The 24,645-nt window shown below is 73.0% G+C and carries 24 protein-coding genes and 1 pseudogene; 10 read left to right on the top strand and 15 right to left on the bottom strand.

The features are described from left to right. Window positions 1–37: 37 nt before the first annotated feature. A complete protein-coding gene (locus tag ABII15_RS09240) occupies window positions 38–820 on the bottom strand; it encodes an IclR family transcriptional regulator (protein WP_353941794.1) in 783 nt (260 codons plus the stop codon). 161 nt (window positions 821–981) lie between these two features. Between ABII15_RS09240 and ABII15_RS09235 the strand changes: the two genes are divergently transcribed. The 5 genes from ABII15_RS09235 (at window position 982) to ABII15_RS09215 (ending at window position 5,774) form a co-directional block, all read left to right on the top strand. Next, entirely contained in the window at window positions 982–2,490 is a 1,509-nt protein-coding gene (locus ABII15_RS09235; RefSeq protein ID WP_353941793.1) for an aldehyde dehydrogenase (NADP(+)), read from the top strand. Window positions 2,491–2,495: 5 nt separating this feature from the next. Further along, on the top strand, window positions 2,496–3,101 hold the full coding sequence (locus ABII15_RS09230; protein WP_353941792.1) for a DUF1349 domain-containing protein: 606 nt from the start codon (window positions 2,496–2,498) through the stop codon (window positions 3,099–3,101). A gap of 228 nt (window positions 3,102–3,329) precedes the next feature. Next, window positions 3,330–3,800: a GNAT family N-acetyltransferase gene (locus tag ABII15_RS09225; RefSeq protein WP_353941791.1), complete on the top strand. Its 471-nt coding sequence runs from the start codon at window positions 3,330–3,332 to the stop codon at window positions 3,798–3,800. A 92-nt stretch (window positions 3,801–3,892) separates the two neighbouring features. Continuing rightward, window positions 3,893–4,612 carry a DsbA family oxidoreductase gene (locus tag ABII15_RS09220; protein WP_353941790.1) on the top strand — a complete coding sequence of 240 codons (720 nt, stop codon included), beginning with the start codon at window positions 3,893–3,895 and terminating at the stop codon, window positions 4,610–4,612. 82 nt (window positions 4,613–4,694) lie between these two features. Next, window positions 4,695–5,774: an aminotransferase class V-fold PLP-dependent enzyme gene (locus ABII15_RS09215; RefSeq protein ID WP_353941789.1), complete on the top strand. Its 1,080-nt coding sequence runs from the start codon at window positions 4,695–4,697 to the stop codon at window positions 5,772–5,774. A gap of 28 nt (window positions 5,775–5,802) precedes the next feature. Here ABII15_RS09215 and ABII15_RS09210 read toward each other — a convergent pair whose 3' ends face one another. Beyond that, a complete protein-coding gene (locus tag ABII15_RS09210) occupies window positions 5,803–6,297 on the bottom strand; it encodes a MarR family winged helix-turn-helix transcriptional regulator (RefSeq protein WP_353941788.1) in 495 nt (164 codons plus the stop codon). 141 nt (window positions 6,298–6,438) lie between these two features. Here ABII15_RS09210 and ABII15_RS09205 point away from each other — a divergent pair, with 141 nt between their 5' ends. Further along, a complete protein-coding gene (locus ABII15_RS09205; protein WP_353941787.1) occupies window positions 6,439–7,503 on the top strand; it encodes an alkene reductase in 1,065 nt (354 codons plus the stop codon). 80 nt (window positions 7,504–7,583) lie between these two features. On the opposite strand, the gene thpD is transcribed toward ABII15_RS09205, so the two are convergent. From thpD to ABII15_RS09180, 5 genes are all read right to left on the bottom strand, one after another. Continuing rightward, complete coding sequence (gene thpD / locus ABII15_RS09200; protein WP_353941786.1) at window positions 7,584–8,465, bottom strand: ectoine hydroxylase; 882 nt, start codon at window positions 8,463–8,465, stop codon at window positions 7,584–7,586. A gap of 5 nt (window positions 8,466–8,470) precedes the next feature. Then, window positions 8,471–8,869, bottom strand: a complete 399-nt coding sequence (locus tag ABII15_RS09195; protein WP_018533388.1) for an ectoine synthase — start codon at window positions 8,867–8,869, stop codon at window positions 8,471–8,473. Window positions 8,870–8,906: 37 nt separating this feature from the next. Then, entirely contained in the window at window positions 8,907–10,178 is a 1,272-nt protein-coding gene (ectB, locus tag ABII15_RS09190) for a diaminobutyrate--2-oxoglutarate transaminase (protein ID WP_353941785.1), read from the bottom strand. 57 nt (window positions 10,179–10,235) lie between these two features. After that, complete coding sequence (ectA, locus tag ABII15_RS09185; RefSeq protein ID WP_353941784.1) at window positions 10,236–10,760, bottom strand: diaminobutyrate acetyltransferase; 525 nt, start codon at window positions 10,758–10,760, stop codon at window positions 10,236–10,238. Window positions 10,761–11,133: 373 nt separating this feature from the next. After that, a complete protein-coding gene (locus tag ABII15_RS09180) occupies window positions 11,134–12,234 on the bottom strand; it encodes an aminotransferase class V-fold PLP-dependent enzyme (protein ID WP_353947001.1) in 1,101 nt (366 codons plus the stop codon). A 78-nt stretch (window positions 12,235–12,312) separates the two neighbouring features. Here ABII15_RS09180 and ABII15_RS09175 point away from each other — a divergent pair, with 78 nt between their 5' ends. From ABII15_RS09175 to ABII15_RS09165, 3 genes are all read left to right on the top strand, one after another. Then, window positions 12,313–13,407, top strand: a complete 1,095-nt coding sequence (locus tag ABII15_RS09175) for an amidohydrolase family protein (RefSeq protein ID WP_353941783.1) — start codon at window positions 12,313–12,315, stop codon at window positions 13,405–13,407. Between the two features lie 494 nt (window positions 13,408–13,901). Then, window positions 13,902–14,870, top strand: coding sequence for an SCO1860 family LAETG-anchored protein (locus tag ABII15_RS09170; RefSeq protein ID WP_353941782.1), 969 nt, complete (start codon window positions 13,902–13,904; stop codon window positions 14,868–14,870). A 52-nt stretch (window positions 14,871–14,922) separates the two neighbouring features. Further along, the gene (locus ABII15_RS09165; RefSeq protein WP_353941781.1) at window positions 14,923–15,288 is read left to right on the top strand and encodes a group 1 truncated hemoglobin; all 366 of its coding nucleotides are present in this window, start codon (window positions 14,923–14,925) and stop codon (window positions 15,286–15,288) included. A gap of 10 nt (window positions 15,289–15,298) precedes the next feature. Here the strand turns inward: ABII15_RS09165 and cobC are convergent, their stop codons facing one another. The 3 genes and pseudogenes from cobC to ABII15_RS09150 form a co-directional block, all read right to left on the bottom strand. Further along, window positions 15,299–16,363: an Rv2231c family pyridoxal phosphate-dependent protein CobC gene (gene cobC, locus ABII15_RS09160; protein ID WP_353947000.1), complete on the bottom strand. Its 1,065-nt coding sequence runs from the start codon at window positions 16,361–16,363 to the stop codon at window positions 15,299–15,301. A 105-nt stretch (window positions 16,364–16,468) separates the two neighbouring features. After that, window positions 16,469–16,651 (bottom strand): annotated as a pseudogene (locus ABII15_RS09155) (CbiX/SirB N-terminal domain-containing protein); the annotation flags it as partial. Window positions 16,652–16,815: 164 nt separating this feature from the next. Beyond that, window positions 16,816–17,217 carry a cobalamin biosynthesis protein gene (locus tag ABII15_RS09150; RefSeq protein ID WP_353941780.1) on the bottom strand — a complete coding sequence of 134 codons (402 nt, stop codon included), beginning with the start codon at window positions 17,215–17,217 and terminating at the stop codon, window positions 16,816–16,818. 39 nt (window positions 17,218–17,256) lie between these two features. On the opposite strand from ABII15_RS09150, the gene ABII15_RS09145 reads away from it, so the two are divergent. Further along, window positions 17,257–17,988, top strand: a complete 732-nt coding sequence (locus tag ABII15_RS09145; RefSeq protein WP_353941779.1) for a ZIP family metal transporter — start codon at window positions 17,257–17,259, stop codon at window positions 17,986–17,988. Between the two features lie 8 nt (window positions 17,989–17,996). Here the strand turns inward: ABII15_RS09145 and ABII15_RS09140 are convergent, their stop codons facing one another. The 5 genes from ABII15_RS09140 to ABII15_RS09120 all read right to left on the bottom strand — a co-directional run bounded on the left by ABII15_RS09140 (window position 17,997) and on the right by ABII15_RS09120 (window position 24,633). Beyond that, complete coding sequence (locus ABII15_RS09140) at window positions 17,997–19,382, bottom strand: cobyrinate a,c-diamide synthase (RefSeq protein WP_353941778.1); 1,386 nt, start codon at window positions 19,380–19,382, stop codon at window positions 17,997–17,999. Beyond that, a complete protein-coding gene (cobO, locus tag ABII15_RS09135) occupies window positions 19,379–19,978 on the bottom strand; it encodes a cob(I)yrinic acid a,c-diamide adenosyltransferase (protein ID WP_353941777.1) in 600 nt (199 codons plus the stop codon). The genes ABII15_RS09140 and cobO overlap by 4 nt, the downstream gene beginning before the upstream one ends. Then, window positions 19,978–22,023: a putative cobaltochelatase gene (locus ABII15_RS09130; RefSeq protein WP_353941776.1), complete on the bottom strand. Its 2,046-nt coding sequence runs from the start codon at window positions 22,021–22,023 to the stop codon at window positions 19,978–19,980. The genes cobO and ABII15_RS09130 overlap by 1 nt, the downstream gene beginning before the upstream one ends. 166 nt (window positions 22,024–22,189) lie before the next feature. Next, the gene (locus ABII15_RS09125; RefSeq protein WP_353941775.1) at window positions 22,190–23,701 is read right to left on the bottom strand and encodes a cobyric acid synthase; all 1,512 of its coding nucleotides are present in this window, start codon (window positions 23,699–23,701) and stop codon (window positions 22,190–22,192) included. Continuing rightward, entirely contained in the window at window positions 23,698–24,633 is a 936-nt protein-coding gene (locus ABII15_RS09120; RefSeq protein ID WP_353946999.1) for a cobalamin biosynthesis protein, read from the bottom strand. Before ABII15_RS09120 ends, ABII15_RS09125 begins: the two co-directional genes overlap by 4 nt. Window positions 24,634–24,645 lie beyond the last annotated feature (12 nt).

The raw sequence follows: 24,645 nt of genomic DNA, 5'->3' as shown, positions 1-24,645 counted from the left end.
CAGGAAGCTCTCACCGAGCGTCCCGGACAGTGCCCGGTCAGAGACGGCGCGTGGCCAGGGTCAGCCGGTCCCGGGCGTCGAACAGCGCGTCCTTGACCATCTGCTCGTGCGCGGGCGTCAGCCGGGCCACCGGCACCGAGCAGGAGATCGCGTCCCTCGCCGGGGTCCGGTAGGGGATGGCGACGCCGAAGCAGCGCAGCCCCAGCGTGTTCTCCTCGCGGTCCACCGCGAAGCCCTGCTCGCGCACCGCGTGCAGCTCCTCGATGAGCTTCTCGCGGTCGGTGATCGTGTGCTCGGTCAGCGCGGGCAGCGTCTCGGGGAGCAGCTTGCGGACCTGCTCGTCGGTGTGGGTGGCAAGGAGTGCCTTGCCGAGCGACGTGGAGTGCGCGGGCAGCCGGCGGCCCACACGCGTGAAGGGGCGCAGATAGTGCTGCGACTGCCGGGTGGCCAGGTACACCACGTTCGTGCCGTCGAGACGCGCCAGGTGGATGGTCTCCGTGGTGTCGTCGGAGAGCCGGTCCAGGGTCGGCCGGGCCGCGGCGACGACCTCGTCACCGTCGATGTACGACGTGCCGACGAGCAGCGCCCGGACCCCGATCCCGTACCGCGTGCCGGTCGCGTCGGTCTCCACCCAGCCCAGCTCGACGAGGGTCCGCAGCAGCATGTACAGGCTGGACTTGGGATAGCCGACGGCCTCCTGGACCGCGGCCAGCGAGTGCATCCCGGGACGGCCCGCGAAGTACTCCAGCAACTCGACCGTCCGCACCGCCGACTTGACCTGCGCGCCACCCGCCCCGGCCCCCGTCTCGCCTGCCGACATCGCCCTTGACCCCTTCGTTCGACGAGAAATAGTCTCCGTATCGTTCATCAACAGAGACAGCGTTCAGTATATCGAACGACCCTCGGGACTCGTCCGCCGAGCCGCGAGAAAAGCTGGAGGACATCGTCGTGGCAGTCGAGGCAGCAGCACCAGTCTGGAGTGTGGACCCCCGAACCGGGAAGCAGCGGGAGCAGGTCGCGGTCGAAGCCACGGCCCAGGAGGTGGACGAGGCGGTCCGCGCCGCCGACGCCGCCCGCCCGGCCCTCGCCGACCGCACCGTGCGCGCCGCCTTCCTGCGCACCGCGGCCGACCTGCTCGACCAGGCCAAGGACCACCTGGTGGAGGCGGCCGACGCGGAGACCGCCCTCGGCCCGGTCCGGCTCACCGGCGAACTGGCGCGCACCTGCTTCCAGCTGCGGGCCTTCGCGGACATCGTCGACGAGGGCGCCTTCCTCGGCATCGTCATCGACCACCCCGACGACACGGCCACCCCGCCCATCCCCGACCTGCGCCGCTACAAGATCCCGCTGGGTGTCGTCGCGGTCTACGCCGCCTCGAACTTCCCCTTCGCCTTCTCCGTCCCCGGCGGCGACACGGCGAGCGCCCTCGCGGCCGGCTGCCCGGTCGTGGTCAAGGCCCACCCCGACCACCCGGCCACCTCCGAACTGGTCGCCTCCGTGATCCGCCGGGCCGCCGCCCGGCACGACATCCCCGAGAGCGTCCTCGGCCTCGTCCACGGCTTCGAGGCAGGGGTCGAGCTGGTCCGGCACCCGCTGGTCGCGGCGGCCGGCTTCACCGGTTCCGTACGGGGCGGTCGCGCCCTCTTCGACGCGGCGGCGGCCCGCCCGGTGCCGATCCCGTTCCACGGCGAGCTGGGGTCGCTCAACCCCGTCGTCGTCACCGAGGCCGCCGCGGCCGAGCGCGCCGAGGCGATCGGTGCCGGGCTCGCGGGCTCCATGACGCTCGGCGTCGGCCAGTTCTGCGTCAAGCCCGGCCTGGTCCTGGCGCCCGTCGGCGAGGCGGGCGACAGCCTGGTCAAGTCGCTGACCGCGGCCGTCAGCGACACCGGCTCAGGCGTCCTGCTCGACCACCGGATGCGCGACAACTTCGTCGCCGGAGTCGCCGAGCGCGCCGCGCTCCCGGACGTCGAGGCACCGGTCACGCCCGGCGCGGGCGGCGAGCACTCGGTCTCGCCCGGCTTCCTCACGGTCCCGGCCGCGCGCCTCGCCGTCGCGGGCGGCCCGCACGACCTGCTCCTGGAGGAGTGCTTCGGCCCGGTCACGGTGGTCGCCCGCTACGCGTCCGCCGACGAGATCACCGCCGTCGTCTCCCGCCTGCCCGGCAACCTCACCGCCACCGTCCAGCTGTCCTCGGCCGAGGCCGCGGGCGAGGGCCGGGGAGCCGAGCTGCTCACCGAGCTGACGCCCGTCGCGGGCCGCGTCCTCGTCAACGGCTGGCCCACCGGTGTCGCCGTCGCCCCCGCCCAGCACCACGGCGGCCCGTACCCGGCGACCACCTCCACCTCCACCTCCGTCGGTGGCACGGCGATCGAGCGCTGGCTGCGCCCGGTCACGTACCAGACCGCGCCCGAGGCCCTGCTCCCGCCCGAGCTGCGCGACGACAATCCGCTGGGGCTGCCGCGGCGCTACGACGGACGCCTGGAAAACTGACCGCCATGGAACTGAACCTCCCTGAACTGCCCTTTCCGCTGACCGCCTTCGGGCCCGACGGCCACTGGGCGTACGACGACGGCGTCCTCACCGGCCGGGCCGGCGCCCGCCAGGACCGCTTCGTGCCGCCGGCCGGCGACGCCCTCGACCCCGCGTCCGACGCGCCGCGGCTGCTGGGCGCGCCGGAGGGCGACTTCCGGTTCAGCGCGCGGGTCACCGTCGGGTTCGCCGCGCCCTTCGACGCCGGTGTGCTCTACGTCCACGTCGGGGACCGGCAGTGGGCGAAGCTCTGCTACGAGCAGTCGCCGCACGAGCCGACCATCTGTACGGTCGTCACGCGCGGGCGCTCCGACGACGCCAACTCCTTCGTGGTGCCGGGGCGGTCGGTGTGGCTGCGGGTCAGTCGTACCGGGTCGGCGTTCGCGTTCCACGCGTCCACCGACGGGGAGACGTGGACCTTCGTCCGGGTGTTCGCGCTCGGGGACGACACGTCGGCTCCGCCGTTGATCGGGTTCCTGGCGCAGTCGCCGACCGGCGAGGGCTGTGACGTCTCCTACGACCACATCGAGTTCCACCCGGGCTGGCCGAAGGACCTCCGCGACGGCTCCTGACGCTGCGCCGCCCGCCTCGCGCGTGCGCCCCGCCTTGGTCTGCGCCCGCCGCCTTCCCGCCCCGGGGCGGGGTGAGCGCTTCAGGGGCGGCCAGTACAGCGCCGTTCGCGGGTGCACGCCCGGTGGGGCTTCTCGCGCAGTTCCCCGCGCCCCTGGCGGGGCTGCACGACTCGGGCCGCCCCGGTCCAGGTCAGGAACCGTGGTGGGGCCCGGGCCGTCTATCCGGGCATGATCCGAACCGCCGTGCCCGCCGACGCCCCCGCCATCACCGCCCTGCACCAGCGGGCCCGCGCGACCTACTACCCCGACGGGTTCCCGGCCGGCGACACCCCCGAGCTGTGGCAGGAGCGGTGGACGCAGGCCATTCTCCGGCCCCGCGCCCACGTCCTGGTCTGCGTACGCGACGGCGCCCCGGTCGGCATCGCCTCCTTCCGCCGGCCCGACGAGGACCCGTACGGCACCACGGTCAAGCTCTTCCAGCTGCACACCGACCCCGCCCACTGGCGCCGCGGCATCGGCACGGAGCTGCACGCCGCCTGCGTCGAGCAGTGGCGGGCGGACGGCATGACCAAGGCCCTCCTGGACGTGCACCGCGACAACGAGCGCGCCCAGGCCTTCTACGCCGCCCACGGCTGGCACGGCGCCCGGACCGGCTCCGGCCACCACCGTGAGCTGCGGCTCGACCTGCCCCGGGAATGAGCGGAGGCGGCATCCGGTTGTACCCGTACGGCGCAGGGCACCCCCTGCCCGTCAGGACGTGAACACGTAACCAGCTGGAGCGAGAGACCCTCATGCGCGTCGAGATCTGGACCGACATCAACTGCCCCTTCTGCTACATCGGCAAGTCCCGGTTCGAGCAGGCCCTCGATGCCTTCCCGCACAAGGACGAGGTCGAGGTCGTCCACCGCTCCTTCGAGCTGGACCCGACCGTCAAGAAGGGCGAGACCGGTCTCGTCGTCCCGCACATCGCGCACAAGTACGGCATCAGCGAGGCCCAGGCCGCGGCGAACGAGCAGGGGCTCGGCCAGCAGGCCGCCGCCCTCGGCCTGCCCTACCTCACCGAGGGCCGCGACTACGGCAACAGCTTCGACCTGCACCGCCTGCTCCACCTCGCCAAGGACAAGGGCGTGCAGGACGCCCTGATCGACGCGCTGTACCGGGGCAACTTCGTCGACAAGGAGTCCGTCTTCGCCGACGAGGAGCACGTCGTGCGGCTCGCCGTCGGCGCGGGCCTGGCCGAGGCCGACGTCCGCGGCGTCCTCGCCGACCCGGACGCCTACGCCGAGGACGTGCGCACCGACGAGCGCGAGGCGGCCGAGCTCGGCGCGACCGGCGTGCCGTTCTTCGTCCTCGACCGCAAGTACGGCGTCTCCGGCGCCCAGCCCGCCGAGGTCTTCACCCAGGCGCTGACCCAGGCGTGGGGCGCCCGCTCCCCGCTCACCGTCATCGACGGCGCCACCGGCGACGCCGACACCTGCGGCCCCGACGGCTGCGCCGTCCCGCAGGCCTGACCGGCATCGATAAGGACCACTTAGAGGTACTGCTCAAACATCCGCGATGGACGGGTAGTTGGCGGCGGGGCACAGTGGGGGCATGGAGACTTCCGGTGCGCCCCGACAGCTCGACACGGACCTGGTCCGCGCCGAGTACAGCCCTGCCACCAGCTACCTGAACACGGCCAGTTCCGGCCTGCTGCCCGCCCGCGCCGTGCGCGCGATGCACGCGGCGATCACCGCGATGGCCGAAGGCCGCCCCATCGACTCCCTCTTCACGGACGTGGAGGAGGCGCGGGCGGCCTTCGCCCGGATCGCCGGGGTCCCGGCCTCCCGGGTGGCGACCGGCGCGTCCGTCGCCGTCTACACCGGACTGATCGCCGCCTCGCTGCCCGAGGGCGCCGAAGTCCTCGTCGCCGAGGGCGAGTTCAGCTCCACCATCAACCCCTTCCACGTACGGCAGGACCTCAAGGTGCGCACCGTGCCGCTCGGGGCGCTCGCCGATTCGGTGCGTCCCGGGACGGCCCTGGTCGCGGTCAGCGCCGCGCAGTCGGCGGACGGCCGGATCACGGACCTGGCGGAGCTGCGGGCCACCACCCGCGCGCACGGCGCCCGCCTCTACGTCGACGTGTCCCAGGCGGCCGGCTGGTTCCCGCTCGCCGGGCACGCCGCCGAGGCCGACTACGTCTCCTCCGTCGCCTTCAAGTGGCTCACCTGCCCGCGCGGCGCCGCCTTCTTCATCGGCCCGCCCGACCCCGCCGACCTGACCCCCGTCTTCGGCGGCTGGGTCGCGGGGGAGCGGCCCTGGGACTCCTGCTACGGACCGGTCACCGAGCTCGCCCGCTCCGCCCGCCGCTTCGACGAGACCCCCGGCCTCGTCGCGTACACCGGCGCCCGCCGCTCGCTGGAGCTGATCGAGGAGCTGGGGCCGGAGGCGATCCGCGCCCACGACCTGGCGCTCGCCGACCGCTTCCGCACGGGCCTCGCCGAGCTGGGCCACGAGCCGGCGCCCGCCCCGGGCTCGCCCATCGTCTCCGTCCCCGGCCTCGGCGTGCGCCAGCCGGAGCTGCACGCCGCCGGAGTCGAACTCTCCGACCGGGCGGGCAACTTGAGGGCGTCCTTCCACCTGTACAACACGGACGAGGACGTCGACCGGCTGCTCACCGCGCTGGCGCGCTGAACCCCGGCGCCCGATCGAGGGGAACCGGTCAGGAGCAGGCCCCGGTCTCGGTGCAGAGATTGCCCTCCACCCGCGCGAGCAGCCGCACGAACTCCGTCTGCTCCGCCTCGGAGAGCCCGGCCAGGGTCTGCTCCTCCAGGGCGCACCACGCGTCGCCCACATCCTTCAGGAGCCCGCAGCTCTGCTCCGTCGCCTCCACGCGCACCGCACGCCGGTCGTCCGGGTCGGGGGAGCGGCGGACGTGCCCGGCCTGTTCGAGACGCTGCAGCATCTTGGTGACCGTCGACGGGTCCAGCTCGACCGCCTTGATCAGCTCCGACTGCCGTACGGGCCCCTTGTCCCACAGGTGCATCATCACGAACTCCTGCCCCGGGTAGAGCCCGAGCCCGCGCAGCCGGCGGCCCGCCGCGGCGCGGTGCAGCCGGGCGACCCGCGCCAGGGCGAGGCTGACCGGACCGCTGAGGGCGGCGGCCGGGACGGGGGCGGTACAGACGGGCTCGCCGTCCTTGGGCGTGGACTCCATGGCTGCTCCTGCGGCTGATTCTGGCTTCACACAGAGATTACCTTGGTCGGCCAAGTAATGCGCTACAGTGGCATCAGCGCAATTGATTGGCCGACCATATATTTCCGTGGCGGTCCCGTACCGATGTTGATCGGAGCAGTCATGACCACCGCTTTCGACCCGTTCGACCTCCCCGGCACCCGGATCGCCAACCGCATCGCGATGGCCCCGATGACCCGCAGCAGGGCCGGCGCCGGCGGTACCGCCACCGAGCTGACGGCCGAGTACTACGCGCAGCGCGCCTCCGCCGGCCTGATCATCACCGAGGGCATCCAGCCCTCCGCCGAGGGCCAGGGCTATGCCTGGACCCCGGGTCTGCACAGCGCCGAGCAGATAGCGTCCTGGCGCAAGGTCACCGACGCCGTGCACGCGGCGGGCGGCACGATCTTCGCCCAGATCATGCACGCGGGCCGGATCAGCCACCCGTCGCTCCAGCCCGAGGGCGGCCTGCCGGTGGCGCCCTCCGCGATCGCCCCCGAGGGCAAGGCCTTCACGCTCGACGGCTTCCAGGACTTCGTCGCGCCGCGCGAGCTGACCGGCGACGAGGTCCGCGCCACGATCGCCGACTACGCCACCGCGGCGAAGAACGCGATCGAGGCCGGGTTCGACGGCATCGAACTGCACGGTGCCAACGGCTACTTGATCCACCAATTCCTCGCCCCGGGCTCCAACGAGCGCACCGACGAGTGGGGCGGCAGCGTCGAGAACCGGATCCGGTTCGCCGTCGAGGTCGTCAAGGCCGTCGCCGAGGCCATCGGCCCCGAGCGCACCGCGCTGCGCGTCTCGCCGCTGAACCCGTACAACTCGATGCCGGGCACCGACACCGCCGAGACCTACCAGGCGCTGGTCACCGAGATCGAGCCGCTCGGCCTCGCGTACCTGCACGTCCTGGAGGCCACCGCGGACGCCCGCGAGGTCACCACCGACCTGCGCAAGCGCTTCAGCGGCCCCTTCTTCCTCAACGCGTTCACCGGAACCCCGACCGACCACACCGCGCTCCCCCTGATCGAGGACGGCCTCGCCGACGTCCTCACCTTCGGCGCCCTCTTCCTCGCCAACCCGGACCTGCCGGCCCGGCTGCGCACCGAGGGCCCGTACAACACCCCCGACTCGTCCTCGTTCTTCGGCGGCGGCGCGCAGGGATACACGGACTACCCGGCCCTGTGACACACCAGTGGGGCGGGACCGTGACCGGTCCCGCCCCACTCGGGTGCGTACTCATGCGCGTACTCATGCGCGTACGAGGATCACTTCACCGGAGTGAAGTCCCGCGCGCCGATGAACTCCGGGCGCCGCACGGGCGCCGCGAACGGCTCCACCGCCGTGTTCTCCACGCTGTTGAACACGATGAAGACATTGCTGCGCGGATACGGGGTGATGTTGTCCCCGGAGCCGTGCATCGCGTTGCAGTCGAACCAGGTGGCCGAGCCGGCCTTGCCGGTGAACAGCCTGATGCCGTGCGCGTCGGCGAACTTGGTCAGCGACTCGTCCGAGGGGATGCCCGCGTCCTGCATCTGGAGCGACCGCTTGTAGTTGTCCTCCGGCGTCTCGCCCGCGCAGCCGAGGAACGTCTTGTGCGAGCCGGGCATGATCATGAGCCCGCCGTTGGTGTCGTAGTTCTCCGTCAGCGCGATGGAGACGGACACCGTCCGCATGTTCGCGAGGCCGTCCTCGGCGTGCCAGGTCTCGAAGTCCGAGTGCCAGTAGAAGCCACTCGCCCCGAAGCCGGGCTTGACGTTGATCCGCGACTGGTGGACGTAGACGTCCGAGCCGAGGATCTGCCGGGCCCGGTCCACGACGCGCTCGTCGCGGACCAGGTTCGCGAACACCTCGCTGATCTTGTGGATCTCGAAGACCGAACGGATCTCCTGCGACTTCTTCTCGACGATGGAGCGCTCGTCGGCGCGCATCGCCGGGTCGTTGACGAGGCGGTTGAGCTCGGCCTGGTAGGTGCCGATCTCGTCCGGGCCGATCAGTTCGTCGATCGCGAGGAAGCCGTCCCGCTCGAAGGAGGCGAGGTCCGACTCGCGGATCGGACCACGGGTGCCGGGAGCCGACCAGACGACCGGGTCGACACGGGGCGTCGCCACCTCGGAAGTGCCACGGGTCGGATACAGGTCAGTGGTCATCTGGCTCAGCCCTCCTCGGTCAGCAGCGGGTAGACGCCGTTCTCGTCGTGGTCCTCCCGTCCGGTCACCGGGGGGTTGAACACGCACACGCAGCGGAAGTCCGTCTTGGGCCGGAGCGTGTGGCGCTCGTGGCCGTTCAGGAGATACATCGTGCCCGGCTCGATCCAGTGCTTCTCGCCGGTCTCCCTGTTCTCGAGCTCGGCCTCGCCCTCGACGCACAGCACGGCCTCGATGTGGTTGGCGTACCACATGTCGGTCTCCGTGCCGGCGTAGAGGATCGTCTCGTGCAGGGAGAAGCCGACCTTCTCCTTGGCCAGGACGATGCGCTTGCTCTCCCAGGTGCCGGTCGCCGACTTAATGTGCCGGTCGGTGTTCTCGATCTCCTTGAACGAACGGACGATCACGGTGAGTTGCTGCCTCTCTAGTGTTTCTGAATAGGTGTCAGGCCGTTTCGCGCACAGCCCTGGTGAGCGTGCGCAGGCCTTCCTCCAGCTCCTCGGGCGTGATCGTCAGCGCCGGAAGCAGCTTGACGACCTCGCTCTCGGGGCCGGACGTCTCGATGAGCAGGCCGAGCTCGAAGGCGCGCTTGGCGACCTTGCCCGCCCGCTCCTTGTCGCGGAACTCCAGGCCCCACACCAGGCCACGGCCGCGGTACTCGACGGTGTCGCCGGGGAACTCGTCGCGCAGGGCGCGCAGCGCCTGGTCGATCTGCTCGCCGCGGGCCAGCGTCTGCTTCTCCATCGCGGCGCCGTCGGTCCAGTACGTCTCCAGAGCGGCGGCGGCCGTCACGAACGCGGGGTTGTTGCCGCGGAACGTGCCGTTGTGCTCGCCCGGCTCCCAGACGTCGAGCTCCGGCTTGAACAGGCACAGGGACATAGGGAGTCCGTACCCGCTGATGGACTTCGAAACAGTCACGATGTCCGGTGTGATGCCCGCCTCCTCGAAGGAGAAGAAGGCACCGGTGCGGCCGCAGCCCATCTGGATGTCGTCGACGATCAGCAGCATGTCCCAGCGCTTGCACACGTCGGCCAGCTTGCGCAGCCACTCGGCGCGGGCCACGTTGATGCCGCCCTCGCCCTGGACCGTCTCGACGATCACGGCGGCGGGCGTGTTCAGGCCCGAGCCGGAGTCCTCCAGGAGCCGCTCGAACCAGATGAAGTCCGGCGTCTGCCCGTCCAGGTAGTTGTCGAACGGCATCGGGGTGCCGTGCACCAGCGGGATGCCGGCGCCGGCCCGCTTGAACGCGTTGCCGGTGACCGCGAGCGCGCCGAGCGACATGCCGTGGAAGGCGTTCGTGAACGACACGATCGACTCGCGGCCCTTGACCTTGCGGGCCAGCTTCAGCGCGGACTCGACGGCGTTGGTGCCCGTCGGGCCCGGGAACATGACCTTGTAGGGCAGGTCGCGCGGGCGCAGGATGATGTTCTGGAACGACTCCAGGAAGTTGCGCTTCGCCGCCGTCGACATGTCGAGGCCGTGCGTGACGCCGTCCCGCTCCAGGTAGTCGATGAGCGCGCGTTTCAGCACCGGGTTGTTGTGCCCGTAGTTGAGCGATCCGGCGCCCGCGAAGAAGTCCAGGTACTCGTGGCCGTCCTCGTCGTACATGCGGCTGCCCCGGGCCCGGTCGAAGACGGTGGGCCAGCCGCGGCAGTAGCTGCGCACCTCCGACTCAAGGGTCTCGAAGACGCTCAGGTCCGGCTGGGTGATGGTCACAGCAATAGCTCCTCTGGGGAAGCGGGTGAGGGGGGTTCGCGGTGGGTGGGATCGGGGTCAGACGGGGGTGCTGCCGGGGCCGATGGGCCCGATGCGGTACAGCTCCTCGGGCAGGTGCCCGTCGTCCGGGAACAGCCCGGCGTCGAACAGGACCTCGCGGGCCACCCCGGCGCCGTGCCGGCGCGCGTAGGACAGGAACAGCGCCTGGGACGCCGAGTTGTCCGGGGTGATGGTGGTCTCGATCGTGCTGACCGGCCGCCCGGCGCCCAGGACCTTGGCCGTCAGTCCGTCCAGCAGTTCGCCGGCCAGACCGTGCCCGCGGTGGGCCTCGTCCACGGCGACCTGCCACACCACGAGGGTGCGCGGGCGCTCCGGACGGATGTACCCGGTGACGAACCCGGCCACCTCGCCCCGCTCGTCGCGGGCCACCACGGAGGTGGCCGCGAAATCACGGCACCAGAGCAGATAGCTGTACGAGGAGTTGAGGTCGAGCACCTTCGAGTCGCGTGCGATACGCCAGATCGCAGCGCCGTCGGAGACGCCTGGATGGTCGAGCTGGAATTGCGCTTGTGCGGCGGTCATGCAAATTGAATTTACCGACCTATTTTTTGGATTGCATCCGGGTGAGGGGTTACGTGAGTGGTCGATGTGTGTTACCGCGCGCGGGTGGGTGCGCGCACGAACGGGCCGCGTTATATGGCGATTTGCGGCGACCATAAGGGACAAAAAGCTGCGTGTGTGGAGTGCGTCACAACGTTGTAACCGGTCCGGCACCCGTCGGAATTACGTCGCTCTGCGTTGTCGAAACCTTAGTGTTTACGCCCGAGAAAAGCGGGCAGAAGTCATACGGGAAGCTGCTCCCATAAATACGTGAAGAATGTGTTGGAGAAGAATAAAGAAAAGCGCCGCCCTCATGAAATCTCATGAAGGCGGCGCTGCTTCCGCGTGCGGGGAATTACTGCCAGGCGGCCGCGACCGCCTTGCGCGCACCCTCCAGGTCCACCGCGATGCCGGCCTCCGCGAGCGCCCCGCCGAGCGCGGCCAGCGAGGACTGCACGACCCCGCGGGTGGCCTGCGGGCCGTAGTGGTTGACCCGGATCATCTCCTGCGCGAGGGCCCCGCCGCCCGCGACCAGCGGCAGCACCGGGTCCACGGCGAGGGCCTTCGCGACCAGCTCACGGGCGTCGGTGCCGGCGGGCGCCCGCAGCGTCGTGGCGACCGGCGCGGCGTCCCGCGCCTCGTGGACGTACGGCTCCAGGCCGCCGCCCAGGGCCAGCGTTCCGGCGCGGGTGGCGGCCGCGGCGCTCGCGTGCCGCGCCATCAGCGCGTCGAGCCCCTCGCTCTCGATCCGCTCGACACATGCCTCCAGTGCGAGCATCTCCAGCTGCGCGGGCGCGTGCAGCAGCGCCTTCCGGCCGCCGTCGATCCACCGCTGCTTCCAGTCGAGCAGCGACAGGTAGGAGTGGCGCGGCGCCTGCTCGTTGGCGGTCATCCGCTCCCAGGCGCGGGCGCTCACCGACACCGCCGAGACACCGGCCGGGCCGCCCATCGCCTTCTGCGCGCCGATCACGCACAGGTCCACGCCCCACGCGTCCGGCAGCACCGGCTCGGCGGCGATCGAGGCGACGGCGTCGAGGTAGAACAGCGCGCCGTGCTCCCGCACCACCGCGCCGATCTCGGCGACGGGGTTGGTGTTGCCGGTCGCGGCCTCCGCGTGCACCAGCGACACGAAGTCGATCTCGGGGTGCTCGGCGAGCGCCGCCCGCACCTGCTCCGCGGTGACGGCCGTGTGGAAGGGGACCGCCAGATCGTGCACGGTCGCCCCGCAGTCGCGCAGCCAGTCGCCGAAGGTCTGACCGTACGGGCCGGTGATCACGTTCAGCGCGACGGTCCCGGGCGCCGCCGTGCCGCGGATCGCGCCCTCCAGCGGCAGCAGCGCCTCACCCTGCATGATCACGACATCCTGTGACGTGTCCATGAGACGGGCCACACGGTCCTCGATGGAGGCGAAGTGCTCGGCGCTCAAGGGGGCCAGGTCGAGAAACGGATGCGTCACGGTGGTGCTCTCTTCGCTCACGGGTTCGGACGGGATGCCGATGACGAGCGTACCCACAGCGCCTCTAGGCTTTCCGCCATGACCGATGGCGGGGTGCTGCATGTGAGGGGCCGGGTGCTGGCCGGGCCCGACGACGTACGCGACGAACTGTGGGTGGTCGGCGGCCGCGTCACCTACGACCGTCCGGCCACGGCCGGGCTCGACGTGACCACGGTCGACGGCTGGGCGCTGCCCGGCCTGGTCGACGCGCACTGCCACGTGGGCCTCGACGCCCACGGCCCGGTGCCCGCCGAGACCGCCGAGAAGCAGGCCCTGACCGACCGGGACGCGGGCACGCTCCTCCTGCGCGACGCGGGCTCGCCCTCCGACACCCGCTGGATCGACGACCGCGAGGACCTGCCGCGCATCATCAGGGCCGGCCGGCACATCGCCCGCACCCGGCGCTACATCCGCAACTACGCGCACGAGATCGAGCCCGAGGACCTCGTCGCGTACGTCGCCCAGGAGGCCCGGCGCGGTGACGGCTGGGTCAAGCTGGTCGGCGACTGGATCGACCGCGGCACCGGCGATCTCGGCGCGTGCTGGCCCCGCGACGCCGTCGAGGCCGCGATCGCCGAGGCGCACCGGCTCGGGGCCCGGGTGACCGCGCACTGCTTCGCCGAGGAGTCGCTGCGCGATCTGGTGGAGGCGGGGATCGACTGCATCGAGCACGCCACCGGCCTCACCGACGAACTGATCCCGCTCTTCGCCGAGCGCGGGGTCGCCATCGTCCCGACGCTCGTCAACATCGCCACGTTCCCGGATCTCGCGGCGGGCGGCGAGGGCAAGTTCCCGCGCTGGTCGGCGCACATGCGGCGGCTGTACGAGCGCCGCTACGACACGGTGCGCTCCGCGTACGACGCCGGGATCCCGGTGTTCGTCGGCACCGACGCCGGGGGGTCGCTCGCGCACGGTCTGGTCGCCGCCGAGGTCGCCGAGCTGGTCCGCGCCGGGATTCCCTCGCGGGAGGCGGTGTCGGCGACGGCGTGGGGCGCCCGTGCGTGGCTGGGCCGCCCCGGCCTGGAGGAGGGGGCTTCGGCGGACCTTGTGGTGTACGGGGCCGATCCCCGGGCGGATGTCGGGGTTCTGGCCTCTCCCCGACGGGTGGTGCTCCGCGGCCGAGTGGTGGGCTGACCTCTCCTCACGTCCGCGGCCCGGTGGGGGCTGGTCGCGCAGAAGCGAGCTGCGCTCGCTCAGGGGAAGGCCGCGCGCAGCGCATGCCTTGGGGGCGCGGGGAACTGCGCGAGAAGCGGCCACCGACCGTCAGCCGACGTACTGCGCGACCAGCCCCCACCGGCCGTCGGTGTTGACACACAGCGTGACCCGCGCATCCGGGTGCTCGTTGCACACGAATCCGCTGCGCCCGCGCGGAGCGCCGGCGTATGGGCGACAAGAGGGACGCCAGGGAACAACAGCGCCACCAGATTCGAAGACCTGCGCGGAAACCCCCCTTTGGAGTGAACTCACGCCTGGTTGCTGCCTGTTCACTCTCAGTGCGTAAAGATTCCCTCGTCGGCGACGGTGACCGGCGCGGTGCCGTGGGATGTCCCCGTGACACGGCCCGCCCCCGCCCCGCCGCCGGCACCCGTCCCGTTTCCGCAGTCCCACCCCTGGGGGGTCTTTCCAGCATGTCCAGCACCAGCAACACCGTCGCCCGTCGCACCCGCCGCATCGCCGTGACGGCCACCGCCGCTGTCCTCGCCGCCGGACCCGCGATGCTCGCGACCGCGGGCCCGGCGGCGGCCACCGGCGACCACGGCGGCAAGGCCGGCGCGGTGGTCCTGCGCACGGGCCTGGACGTCTCGCTCCTGAACAAGACGGTGAACGTCCCGCTGAGGCTCGCGCTCAACGAGGTGCAGGCCCCCGCGAGCGCCGAGAAGACCGCGCTGACCGCGCGCCTGGACGGCGTCGACGGCGGGCAGCCGTTCAGCGTGCTGCGCGCCGACGTGGCCAAGGCGAAGGCCACCGTGGACGACAAGAAGGCGGAGGGCTTCACCCAGCTCGTCCACGCCAAGGTCCACGTCCCCGGCCTGCCCATGCTCTCCCTCATCCAGGTCGATCAGGTCACCTCGAAGGCGCTGTGCGAGGCGGGCAAGAAGCCGGTCGCGGAGTCGAACCTGCTGGGCTCGGTCACCGTGCTCGGCAAGAAGGTCACCCTGTCGGCGGGCGGCACGACCCGCGTCGATGTCCCGCAGATCGGCGAGGTCTCCCTCGCCCTGTCCGAGACCTCCACCACGTCGACGACGGCCGCCGCGTCGGCCCTGCACCTCAAGGTCTCGGTGAACCCCCTGAAGCTGAACGTGGCGGAGGTCAACGGCGAGGTCACCCTCGCCGGCGCCACCTGCACGGCGCCCAAGGCGGCCCCGGCGGAGGACCCGAAGCCGCAGGGCGGCAAGCCGGAGAAGCCGGTCGAGGCCGCGCCGGTCGAGAACAAGACGGAGCCCAAGGCGGAGGCCAAGCCGGAGACCAAGGCCGACCTGGCGGAGACCGGCGGCAACTCGAACACGCCGTACATCGCGGGCGGCGCGATCGTGCTCCTCGTCGCGGGCGGCGGCGCGGTCGCGCTGGCGCGCAAGGGACGGCGTTCGCGCGCGTAGCACCCGTCACAGCGGTACCGAATGTCCGGTTCCGCAGATACGTTCGACTGCCATGAGTGAGTCGAGTGTCTACGAGGCGGTGGGCGGAGCCCCCGCGGTGGCAGCCGTGGTCGACCTTTTCTATGCCAAGGTCCTTGCGGACGACGACCTGTCGCCGCACTTCCGCACCACCGACCTTCCGACACTGAAGGCCCATCAGCGGGCCTTCATCGCCACGGCACTGGGCGGTCCCGACGCGTACCGGGGCCGCCCGCTCGACGAGGCGCACGCCCGGCTCGGCCTGACCGGGGCGGACTTCGACCGCGTGGTCACCCACCTCGCCGACTCCCTGACGGAGGCAGGCGTGGAGCAGTCGCTCATCGCCGAGACGGCGGCCCGCCTGACACCCCTCAAGCAGCAGATCGTGAAGGGCACCTAGGCGGCGACCGTCACCGCGAGGTCAGCACCTCCCGCAGCGCCGTCACGAACGCCGCGCTCGTCCGCCGGTCCCGCACGGCCACCCGCAGCCAGTCGGGGCCGAGTCCCGGGAACGTGTCGCCGCGCCGCACCGCGAACCCGGCCGCCCGCAGCCGCTCCCGCACCCCGGCCGCGTCCGGAACCCGTACGAGGAGGAAGGGCCCCTGAGCGGGCCCGGCCACGCGCACCCCGAGACCGGCCAACTCCCCGAGCAGGTCGACCAGATGGGCCCGGTCGTCCGCGATGTCCCGCGCCGCCGCCTCCGCCTCGGCGACCCCGCGCGCCGACACGCACGCCTCGGCCGCGACCAGCGCCGGCGACGACACCGGCCACAGCGGCTGCGCCCGCTCCAGCGCCGCCACGACGTCCGGCGCGGCCAGCACGTACCCGATGCGCAGCCCGGCCAGCCCCCACGTCTTCGTCAGGCTCCGCAGCACCACGAGACCCGGCACGTCCGTCCGCCCGGCCAGGGACTCCCGCTCGCCCGGCACCGCGTCCATGAACGCCTCGTCCACGACCAGCACCCGCCCCGGCCGCGCCAGCCGCGCCACCGCCTCGGCGGGATGCAGTACCGAGGTCGGATTGGTCGGATTGCCGACCACGACCAGATCGGCGTCGCCCGGCACCAGCCGCGGATCGAGCCGGAACCCGTCCTCCTCCGGCAGCAGCACCCGCCGCACCGCGTGCCCGGCATCGCGCAGCGCCGCCTCCGGCTCCGTGAACTGCGGATGGACCACGACGGGCCGCCGCACCTCGAGGGCCCGCGCGAGCAGCACGAACGCCTCGGCCGCGCCCGACGTCAGCAGCACCCGCTCCGCCGGGACCCCGTGCCGCGCCGCCACCGCCGCCCGCGCCGCCCGCCCGTCCGGATACGCGGCGAGCCCCTCCAGCGCACCGCCGATGTGCTCCCGCAGCCACAGCGGCGGAGTCCCCGTCCGGACGTTCACCGCGAGATCCGTCAACTTCTCGCCGTCGTCGCGGACTTCGGCGTCCCCGTGATGGCGCAGATCGGGCCCGTCCCCGTCCGCACCCGGCACCTCCGGAGCCTCGCACCGCACCAGCGTCACCTCCGGATGCGCCGCGCTCCACCCCTCGGCCTGCGCCCCGCAACGCCCCGCCACCGACGCCTCGTACGGCAGCAGCACCACGCGCCGGGCCCCGAGCGCCGTGCACCGGTCGAGCCCGGCCGGCACATCGGGCGCCGCACCCGACACGAACGCCGCCTCCACGCCCGCGTAACCGCTGCCCTCCCACAACAGCCGTGCCGCGGCGACGAGTTCGGCGTTCACGGCGGGGTCGGGCGAGCCGTGCCCGACGAGCAGCACGGTCACATCGGCCCGGTCGTGCGGGGTACGGGCGCCGGTGCCGCCGGATTCGTCGAGCCGCTGTTCGAGCGCGGCGAGCAGGGCCGGGGGAGGGGTGAGCACGGGACGGACTCCTAGCGGGGTGCGGACAGGACGGCCGGGCGGAGGGGGGGAGGGTCCGGACCTTACCCGGCGCGTGCCAGCGCGAACGTCACCCTCCCGCGCCCCCCGTCGGCACCGCGCGCCGTTCTCTTGGGAACCAGCAGCTCACCCCCGGCGGCGAGCGCGGCCGCCTCCGCGACGGACGGCGTGCCCACCGCGTCCCGCGCCCCCGCCGAGGGGTGCGGCACGGTCACGGCGGCCAGTCGCGCCGCCGGAAACGTCACGAGCGGCACCCCGAGCAGCGCGGCGGCCCGCACGATCCCCGGCTCCCGCCCCTTCGCCTCCACCGTGGCGAGCGCGGCCAGCGCGCCGTGGCCCGCCCCGGCCTCGGCCAGCACCTCGCGGACCAGCTCCAGCACCTCGTCGGCGGTGACCCCGGCGCGGGCGCCGACCCCGCCGACGAGCCGGTCCGGGGCGCAGGTCATGATGTGCGACGCGGGGGTCGGATGAGTTAGCAAGGGCTTATGGCGGTGTTCGTGGCGCTCGGCGCCTTTCTGATGACCCTGATCGGCGGCTGGACCGCGCAGCGGGTCACCGACCGGCGCCATCTGGTGCTCGGGCTCGCGGGCGGGCTCATGCTCGGCGTGGTCGGCCTCGACCTGCTGCCGGAGGCGCTGGAAGCGGCGGGCGGACCGGTCTTCGGCGTGCCCGCGGCGCTGCTGCTGTTCGTCGCCGGGTTCCTCGGCGCGCACGTCCTGGAGCACCTCCTCGCCCAGCGGCAGGCCGCCCACGGCGGGGACGAGCACGAGAACGGCCGGGTCCCCGAGGTGGGCCTGACGGCCGCCTCCGCGATGGTCGGGCACAGCCTCATGGACGGCATGGCGATCGGCGCCGCGATCCAGGTGGGCGGCGGAATGGGCCTCGCCGTGGCGCTCGCGGTGATCGCCCACGACTTCGCCGACGGCTTCAACACGTACACGCTCACCCGGCTGTACGGCAACGCCCGCCGCAAGGCGCTGACGATGCTGTTCGCCGACGCGGCGGCCCCCGTGGTGGGCGCCGCCTCCACCCTGCTGTTCACCATTCCGGAGCAATTGCTCGGCGGCTATCTCGGCTTCTTCGGCGGCGTCCTGCTGTACCTGGCCGCCGCCGAGATCCTGCCCGAGGCCCACCACGACCACCCGGCGCGCTCGACGCTGGCCGCCACGGTGGCGGGCGCGGCCTTCATCTGGCTCGTGGTGGGCATCGCCGGCTGAGCCGCCGCTCACCTCGGACACCGCCCCACCAGCCGGTGGGCGACGTCCGGCAGCGCCGCCCAGTGCGTGTGCAGATAGCTGGCGTGCACGCCCTGCTGCACGAACCCCTCGACGCGCGGCGAGGGCAGCCGCATGCCCCACGCGGGCGCCGGGCCCGCGCCCGGTTCGAGGACCGTGCGGTGGAACTCGTGACCGCGCATCCGGGTCCCCGCGGGGACCAGCACGCTGTCGCCGATCGCGACCGCGTCCCGGTAGCCGAGCGTGAGCCGCCCGGACATCCGGGCGTCGGCCTCCAGGACCCCGCACATCGCCCTGCCGTCGAGGGAACGGGCCAGGTAGAGCAGCCCCGCGCACTCGGCGGCGATCGGGGCGCCCGTGACGGCCAGCGCGGCCACTTCTTTGCGGAGCTGTTCGTTCGCCGACAGCTCCGGGGCGTAGACCTCGGGGAAGCCGCCGCCGACGACCAGCCCCGCGGTGCCCTCCGGGAGGTGTTCGTCGTGGAGGGGGTCGAAGGGGACGACCTCCGCGCCGGCCGCCTCCAGGAGTTCCGTGTGTTCCGCGTAGGAGAAGGTGAAGGCCGCGCCTGCTGCTACTGCCACGACGGGTTTCGTGCGCGTGTGCGGCTCGGTGGGGGCTGAGCGCGCAGTTCCCCGCGCCCCTGGCGGGGCGCTCGCACTCCACGCCTCCGTTGCCAGCGGCGGGGCCGTGCGGGCCAGGGCCAGCAGGCCCTCCAGGTCGCAGCCCTCCCTGACCATCGCCGCCGACGCCCGTACGGAGTCCAGCGCCTCCGTGCTGCGTTCGGCGACCGGGACCAGACCCAGGTGGCGGGAGGGGGTGGCCACCTGCGGGGTGCGGTACAGCGCGCCGTACACCGGGACGCCGACCTCCTCCAGGGCCTCGCGCAGCAGCTGCTCGTGGCGCTCGGAGCCGACCTTGTTGAGGATGACGCCCGCGAGGCGCACCTCCGGGTCGAACGACGCGAAGCCGTGCACCAGCGCCGCCACCGACCGCGACTGCGACGACGCGTCGACGACCAGCACGACGGGCGCCTTGAGCAGCTTGGCGACATGCGCCGTCGACGCCAGCTCGCCCGCGCCCGAGACGCCGTCGAACAGGCCCATCACGCCTTCCACGACGGCGAGTTCGCAGCCGGCGGCGCCGTGCGCGAACAGCGGCGCCACCAGCTCGGGGCCGCACATGTACGCGTCCAGGTTGCGGCCCGGGCGGCCCGTCGCGAGGGCGTGGTAGCCCGGGTCGATGTAGTCGGGGCCCACCTTGTGCGGGGAGACGGCGAGACCGCGCTCGGCGAACGCGGCCATCAGCCCCGTCGCCACCGTCGTCTTGCCCGAACCGGAGGCGGGCGCGGCGACGACGAGCCGGGGGACGTGCGTCACCACTCGATGCCTCGCTGGCCCTTCTGGCCCGCGTCCATGGGGTGCTTCACCTTCGACATGTCCGTCACCAGATCGGCGAACTCGACCAGCTTCTCGGGGGCGTTGCGGCCCGTGATGACCACGTGCTGGGTGCCGGGCCGGTCGCGCAGCACCTGGACGACCTCCTCGACGTCGATCCAGCCCCAGTGCAGCGGGTAGGCGAACTCGTCGAGCACGTACAGCTTGTACGTCTCGGCGGCCAGGTCCCGCTTGACCTGCTCCCAGCCCTCACGGGCCTTCTCCTCGTTGTCCGCCTGATCATCGCGCTGGACCCAGGACCAGCCCTCGCCCATCTTGTGCCAGTCGACGGTCCCGCCCTCGCCGGAGGCGCCGAGGACCTTCAGCGCGTTCTCCTCGCCGACCTTCCACTTCGCCGACTTGACGAACTGGAACACCCCGATCGGCCAGCCCTGGTTCCAGGCGCGCAGCGCGAGACCGAAGGCGGCCGTCGACTTGCCCTTGCCGATGCCCGTGTGCACGAACACCAGCGGACGGTTGCGGCGCTGACGAGTCGTCAGTCCGTCGTCCGGTACGACACTCGGCTGTCCCTGCGGCATCAGGCGGCCCTCCTGCGGATGGTGTTGGTTCCCTGTACGTCCTTGACGAGCCCGGCGATCGAGTCGGCGCGCAGCTCGTCCAGCGTCACGGCCTGCCCGCCGAGCCGGGAGGCCAGCTCACCGGCGAGCCCGAGCCGCACCATGCCGCTCTCGCAGTCCACGACCACGGCGGCGGTGCCCTCGGCGGCGTGCAGTCCGGCGGCCCGTGCGGCCAGCTGGACCGGCTCCGGCCCGCCGGTGGCCCGCCCGTCGGTCACGACGACCAGCAGCGGCCGCCGCGCCGGATCCCGCAGCCGCTCCACGCGCAGCACCTCGTGCGCCTTGAGCAGCCCGGCGGCCAGCGGCGTGCGCCCGCCCGTCGGCAGCGTCTCCAGGCGGGCCGCGGCGGCGTCCACGCTGGACGTCGGCGGCAGCGCCACCTCGGCGCCCGACCCCCGGAACGTCACGAGCCCCACCTTGTCCCGGCGCTGGTAGGCGTCCAGGAGCAGCGAAAGCACGGCGCCCTTCACGGCGCCCATCCGCTTGCGGGCCGCCATCGAACCGGAGGCGTCGACCACGAACAGCACGAGATTGCCCTCGCGCCCCTCCCGGGTCGCCTGCCGCAGATCGTCCCGGCGCACGACGAGCCCCGGACCGCTGCGGCCCCGCGCCCGCTGATGCGGCGCGGCCGCCTGCACGGTGGCCGCCAGATGCAGCTTGGTCAGGTTCCCCCGGGGGCGTACGGCACCCGTCGTGCGGCCGTGCTCGGTGCGCGCCCGGGACCGCCGCCCGGCCGCGCCCTCGCCGAGCCCCGGCACACTCAGCATCTTCGTACGGAACGGCTCACCGGCCGACACGGCCCGCTGCTCCTGGGGCGCACCGCCACCGGGCGCGGGCGCCTCGGCCGGGGACGCGCCGGAGGACTCCTGCGCCGCGCCGCCGTCGTCCGCCGGATCACCCTGCGGCGGAACCCCGCCACCGCCGCCACCGCCGTCCGGGCCGTCGTCCGGCCCGTTCGGCTCCGGGTCGGGCTCCGGGTCGTCGTCCGGCCGGTCGGGGCCGAACTCGTCCAGCGTCTCGTCGAGCTTGTCCTCGTCGAGCCCCGGCGCGTCGAACGGGTTGCGCCGCCTGCGGTGCGGCAGCGCGAGCAGGGCCGCCTGCCGCACGTCCTCCGACAGCACCTCGGTGCGCCCCGCCCACGCGGCGAGCGCGGTCGCGGTCCGCGCCATCACGATGTCGGCGCGCATGCCGTCCACCTCGAACGCGGCGCAGGTCGCCGCGATCTGCGTCAACGCGTCGTCCCCGAGCCGCACTTCGGGCAGCAGGGCGCGCGCGGCGACGATCCGCGCCCGTACGTCGGCCTCCTCGTCGGCCCACCGGGCGACGAAGGCGTCCGGTGCGTCGTCGTAGGCGAGCCGCCGCTTCACGACCTCGACGCGCTGCGCCGGCTCCCGGGACGCGGCGACCTCCACGGTCAGCCCGAACCGGTCGAGCAACTGCGGCCGCAGCTCGCCCTCTTCGGGGTTCATCGTCCCTACGAGGAGGAAGCGCGCGGCATGCCGTACGGAGACGCCCTCGCGCTCCACGTACGAGGCGCCCATGGCGGCGGCGTCGAGGAGCAGGTCCACGAGGTGGTCGTGGAGCAGGTTCACCTCGTCCACGTACAGGATCCCGCGGTGCGCGTCGGCGAGCAGCCCCGGCTCGAAGGCCTTCACGCCCTCGGCGAGCGCCCGCTCGATGTCCAGCGCGCCGACGAGCCGGTCCTCGGAGGCGCCGACGGGCAACTCGACCATGCGGGCGGGTCGTTCGGTCTGCCCGGCCTCCTCGTGCGGCCCGTCGGGGCACTGCGGGTCGGGCGCCGCGGGATCGCACGAGAACCGGCACCCGGGGACGACCCCGACGCTCGGCATCAGGGCCGAAAGGGCGCGCACGGCGGTGGACTTGGCGGTCCCCTTCTCCCCGCGCACGAGCACACCGCCGACGGCGGGCGACACGGCGTTGAGCAGAAGAGCGAGCCGCAGATCGTCCTGCCCGACGACGGCGGTGAACGGATAAGGGGCAGACATCAGCCGTGATCCTCCGTTGACTTGGGGCGCCCCGTAAGGGGCGCGGGGAACTGCGCGACAAGCCCCCACGAACGCGCGCGTACAAGAAAACCCATGGGGGCCGGGGGGCGAAGCCCCCGGGGACGGGACGGGAAGGGGCGGCGGGGGCGACTTCCCCACCCGGCACTCAAGACGGCGCCCCGGGCGGCACGAACGGCAACCCCGCAGGAGCGCCCCCTTCGATCAGCCGCCACAGCGCATCGGTATCGGCATGCCGCTCGATGAGATCCCCGAGCCGGTCCAGCTGCTCTTCGCGCAGCGCCGCGAACGACGTGTCCGGCGCCGGCACGAACCGCCGCCCGGCCGCCGCCGCGACCTCCCGCAGAAAGGCCCGCCGGAAGTCGTCCGACTCCAGCGACCCGTGCCAGTGCGTGCCCCACACGGAACCGACCCGGCACCCGTCCAGGAAGGCCTCCCCGCCGAGCACGTCGGCGACCCCGTGATGGATCTCGTACCCCTCGACGTACGCGCCGAGGGCCTCGCCCACCGGCCGGGCGAGGGTCTTCTCCGCGGCGAACCGCACCCGTACGGGCAGCAGCCCGAGCCCGTCGACGACCCCGGCCCGTGACTCGACCTCGTCCTCGATGCGCTCACCGAGCACCTGGAAGCCGCCGCAGATGCCGAGCACCGGCCGCCCCTCGGCGGCCCGCCGGACCAGCGCCTCCGCCAGCCCGCGCTCGCGCAGCCACTCCAGCGCCTTCACGGTCCCGCGCGTGCCCGGCACCACCACCAGATCGGCGTCGACGAGCTCCTCGGCCCGGTCCACGAACCGCACGACGACACCCGGCTCGGCGGCCAGCGCGTCCACGTCGGTGAAGTTCGACATCAGCGGCACCGCGCACACCGCGACCCGCAGCACGTCCTCGCCGGCGGGCGGCGCGACGACGGACTCGCGCACCGCGCCCCGCAGGGAGACCCGCAGCCCGTCCTCCTCGTCGATGCCGAGCCCGTGCTGATACGGCAGCACGCCGTAAGTGGCCCGCCCGGTGAGGGACTTGAGCATGTCGAGTCCGGGCTCCAGCAGCGTCACGTCACCGCGGAACTTGTTCACCACATACCCGGCGAGCAGCTCCTGGTCCTCCGGCGCGAGCAGCGCCGTCGTCCCGAAGAACGAGGCGAAGACACCGCCCCGGTCGATGTCCCCGACCACGAGCACCGGCAGCCGCGCGGCCCGCGCGACGCCCATGTTCACGATGTCGGTGCGCCGCAGATTGATCTCGGCGGGAGAGCCGGCGCCTTCACAGATCACAGCGTCATGACTGCCCCGCAGCTCCTCCAGGCACCCCACCACGGTGTCGAGCAGCGCCTCCTGGCGCGACCCGTGATAGCCCCGCGCGCTCATCTCGCCCACGGGCTTGCCCATCAGCACGACCTGGCTGCTGCGGTCGCTGCCGGGCTTGAGCAGCACCGGGTTCATCAGCGCGGTCGGCTCGACCCGGGCGGCCTGCGCCTGCATCGCCTGCGCCCGCCCGATCTCGGCGCCCTCGCGGGTGACGAACGAATTGAGGGACATGTTCTGCCCCTTGAACGGCGCGACCTTCACGCCCTGCCGCACCAGCCACCGGCAGATCCCGGCGGTGACGACACTCTTCCCCGCGTCGGAGGTGGTGCCCGCGACGAGCAGCCCGCCCCGGTTCATCGACGACCCCACAGCAACCGCCCGCCCACACAGACTCCCAGCGCCAGCACACTCACTCGCCGCGACAACCGCGCGGCCCGTTCCACATCGGTCACCCGGACCGCCCGTCCCGCGCCGTTCAGCTCCGGCCGGTGCTCGACCCGCCCCGCGTACGACAGGGTGCCGCCGAGCCGTACCCCGAGCGCCCCCGCGAAGGAGGCCTCGACGACCCCGGCGTTGGGACTCGGGTGCCGCCCGGCGTCCGCCCGCCACGCGGCCAGCGCGGCGCGGGGCCGCTCGCCGGCGAGGACGGCGAGCGCGCCGGTGAGCCGGGCCCCCGGCCAGCCCGCGACATCGTCGAGGCGCGCCGAGGCCCAGCCGAACCGGCGGTACTTCGCTGACTTGTGCCCGACCATCGCGTCGAGCGTGTTCACGGCGCGGAAGGCGAGCAGCCCCGGCACCCCGCCGACGGCGCCCCACACCAGCGCGCCCACCACGGCGTCGGAGGTGTTCTCGGCGACCGACTCGACGACGCCCCGCGCGATCCCGTCCGCGTCCAGGCCCTGCGGATCGCGCCCGCACAGCCGCGGCAGCAGTTCCCGCGCGAGCTCCACGTCCCCGGCCTCCAGCGCGGAGCCGATCGCCCGCGCCTCCCGGCCCAGCGAGGTCCCGCCGACCACGGCCCAGGTCGCGGCGGCCGTCAGCGTGACGGCGGCGGCGGGGGAGCGGCGTACGGCACGCGAGGCGGCGGCTCCCACGGCGGCGGCGCCACCGGCGCAGACCAGGGTGTGCAGTGCGCCCCAGCCGCGGTGGTCCCGCCACAGCACCCGCTCGACGGCGCTCGCGGCCCGCCCGAACCCGGCGACGGGGTGCCCACGGCGCGGATCACCGACGAGCAGGTCGCTCAACAAGCCTGCGGCGGCCCCGTACGCGAACACGCGCCCGGGCCGCATGACGCCGCGCAG

This window comes from Streptomyces sp. HUAS MG91 (genome assembly GCF_040529335.1).
In the GTDB taxonomy this organism is placed as follows: domain Bacteria; phylum Actinomycetota; class Actinomycetes; order Streptomycetales; family Streptomycetaceae; genus Streptomyces; species Streptomyces tabacisoli.
The sequence above is the reverse complement of the archived record's forward strand: the minus strand, read 5'-3'. Positions and strand labels throughout refer to the sequence as shown.

Excerpts from the sequence above, each read along its gene's own strand:
- ABII15_RS09240 (WP_353941794.1), bottom strand. The coding sequence starts at position 820 with ATGTCGGCAGGCGAGACGGGGGCCGGGGCGGGTGGCGCGCAGGTCAAG.
- ABII15_RS09230 (WP_353941792.1), top strand. The coding sequence starts at position 2,496 with ATGGAACTGAACCTCCCTGAACTGCCCTTTCCGCTGACCGCCTTCGGG.
- ABII15_RS09225 (WP_353941791.1), top strand. The coding sequence starts at position 3,330 with ATGATCCGAACCGCCGTGCCCGCCGACGCCCCCGCCATCACCGCCCTG.
- ABII15_RS09220 (WP_353941790.1), top strand. The coding sequence starts at position 3,893 with ATGCGCGTCGAGATCTGGACCGACATCAACTGCCCCTTCTGCTACATC.
- ABII15_RS09215 (WP_353941789.1), top strand. The coding sequence starts at position 4,695 with ATGGAGACTTCCGGTGCGCCCCGACAGCTCGACACGGACCTGGTCCGC.
- ABII15_RS09210 (WP_353941788.1), bottom strand. The coding sequence starts at position 6,297 with ATGGAGTCCACGCCCAAGGACGGCGAGCCCGTCTGTACCGCCCCCGTC.
- ABII15_RS09205 (WP_353941787.1), top strand. The coding sequence starts at position 6,439 with ATGACCACCGCTTTCGACCCGTTCGACCTCCCCGGCACCCGGATCGCC.
- thpD (WP_353941786.1), bottom strand. The coding sequence starts at position 8,465 with ATGACCACTGACCTGTATCCGACCCGTGGCACTTCCGAGGTGGCGACG.
- ectA (WP_353941784.1), bottom strand. The coding sequence starts at position 10,760 with ATGACCGCCGCACAAGCGCAATTCCAGCTCGACCATCCAGGCGTCTCC.
- ABII15_RS09175 (WP_353941783.1), top strand. The coding sequence starts at position 12,313 with ATGACCGATGGCGGGGTGCTGCATGTGAGGGGCCGGGTGCTGGCCGGG.
- ABII15_RS09170 (WP_353941782.1), top strand. The coding sequence starts at position 13,902 with ATGTCCAGCACCAGCAACACCGTCGCCCGTCGCACCCGCCGCATCGCC.
- ABII15_RS09165 (WP_353941781.1), top strand. The coding sequence starts at position 14,923 with ATGAGTGAGTCGAGTGTCTACGAGGCGGTGGGCGGAGCCCCCGCGGTG.
- ABII15_RS09150 (WP_353941780.1), bottom strand. The coding sequence starts at position 17,217 with ATGACCTGCGCCCCGGACCGGCTCGTCGGCGGGGTCGGCGCCCGCGCC.
- ABII15_RS09145 (WP_353941779.1), top strand. The coding sequence starts at position 17,257 with ATGGCGGTGTTCGTGGCGCTCGGCGCCTTTCTGATGACCCTGATCGGC.
- cobO (WP_353941777.1), bottom strand. The coding sequence starts at position 19,978 with ATGCCGCAGGGACAGCCGAGTGTCGTACCGGACGACGGACTGACGACT.
- ABII15_RS09130 (WP_353941776.1), bottom strand. The coding sequence starts at position 22,023 with ATGTCTGCCCCTTATCCGTTCACCGCCGTCGTCGGGCAGGACGATCTG.
- ABII15_RS09125 (WP_353941775.1), bottom strand. The coding sequence starts at position 23,701 with ATGAACCGGGGCGGGCTGCTCGTCGCGGGCACCACCTCCGACGCGGGG.
- ABII15_RS09120 (WP_353946999.1), bottom strand. The coding sequence starts at position 24,633 with ATGCGGCCCGGGCGCGTGTTCGCGTACGGGGCCGCCGCAGGCTTGTTG.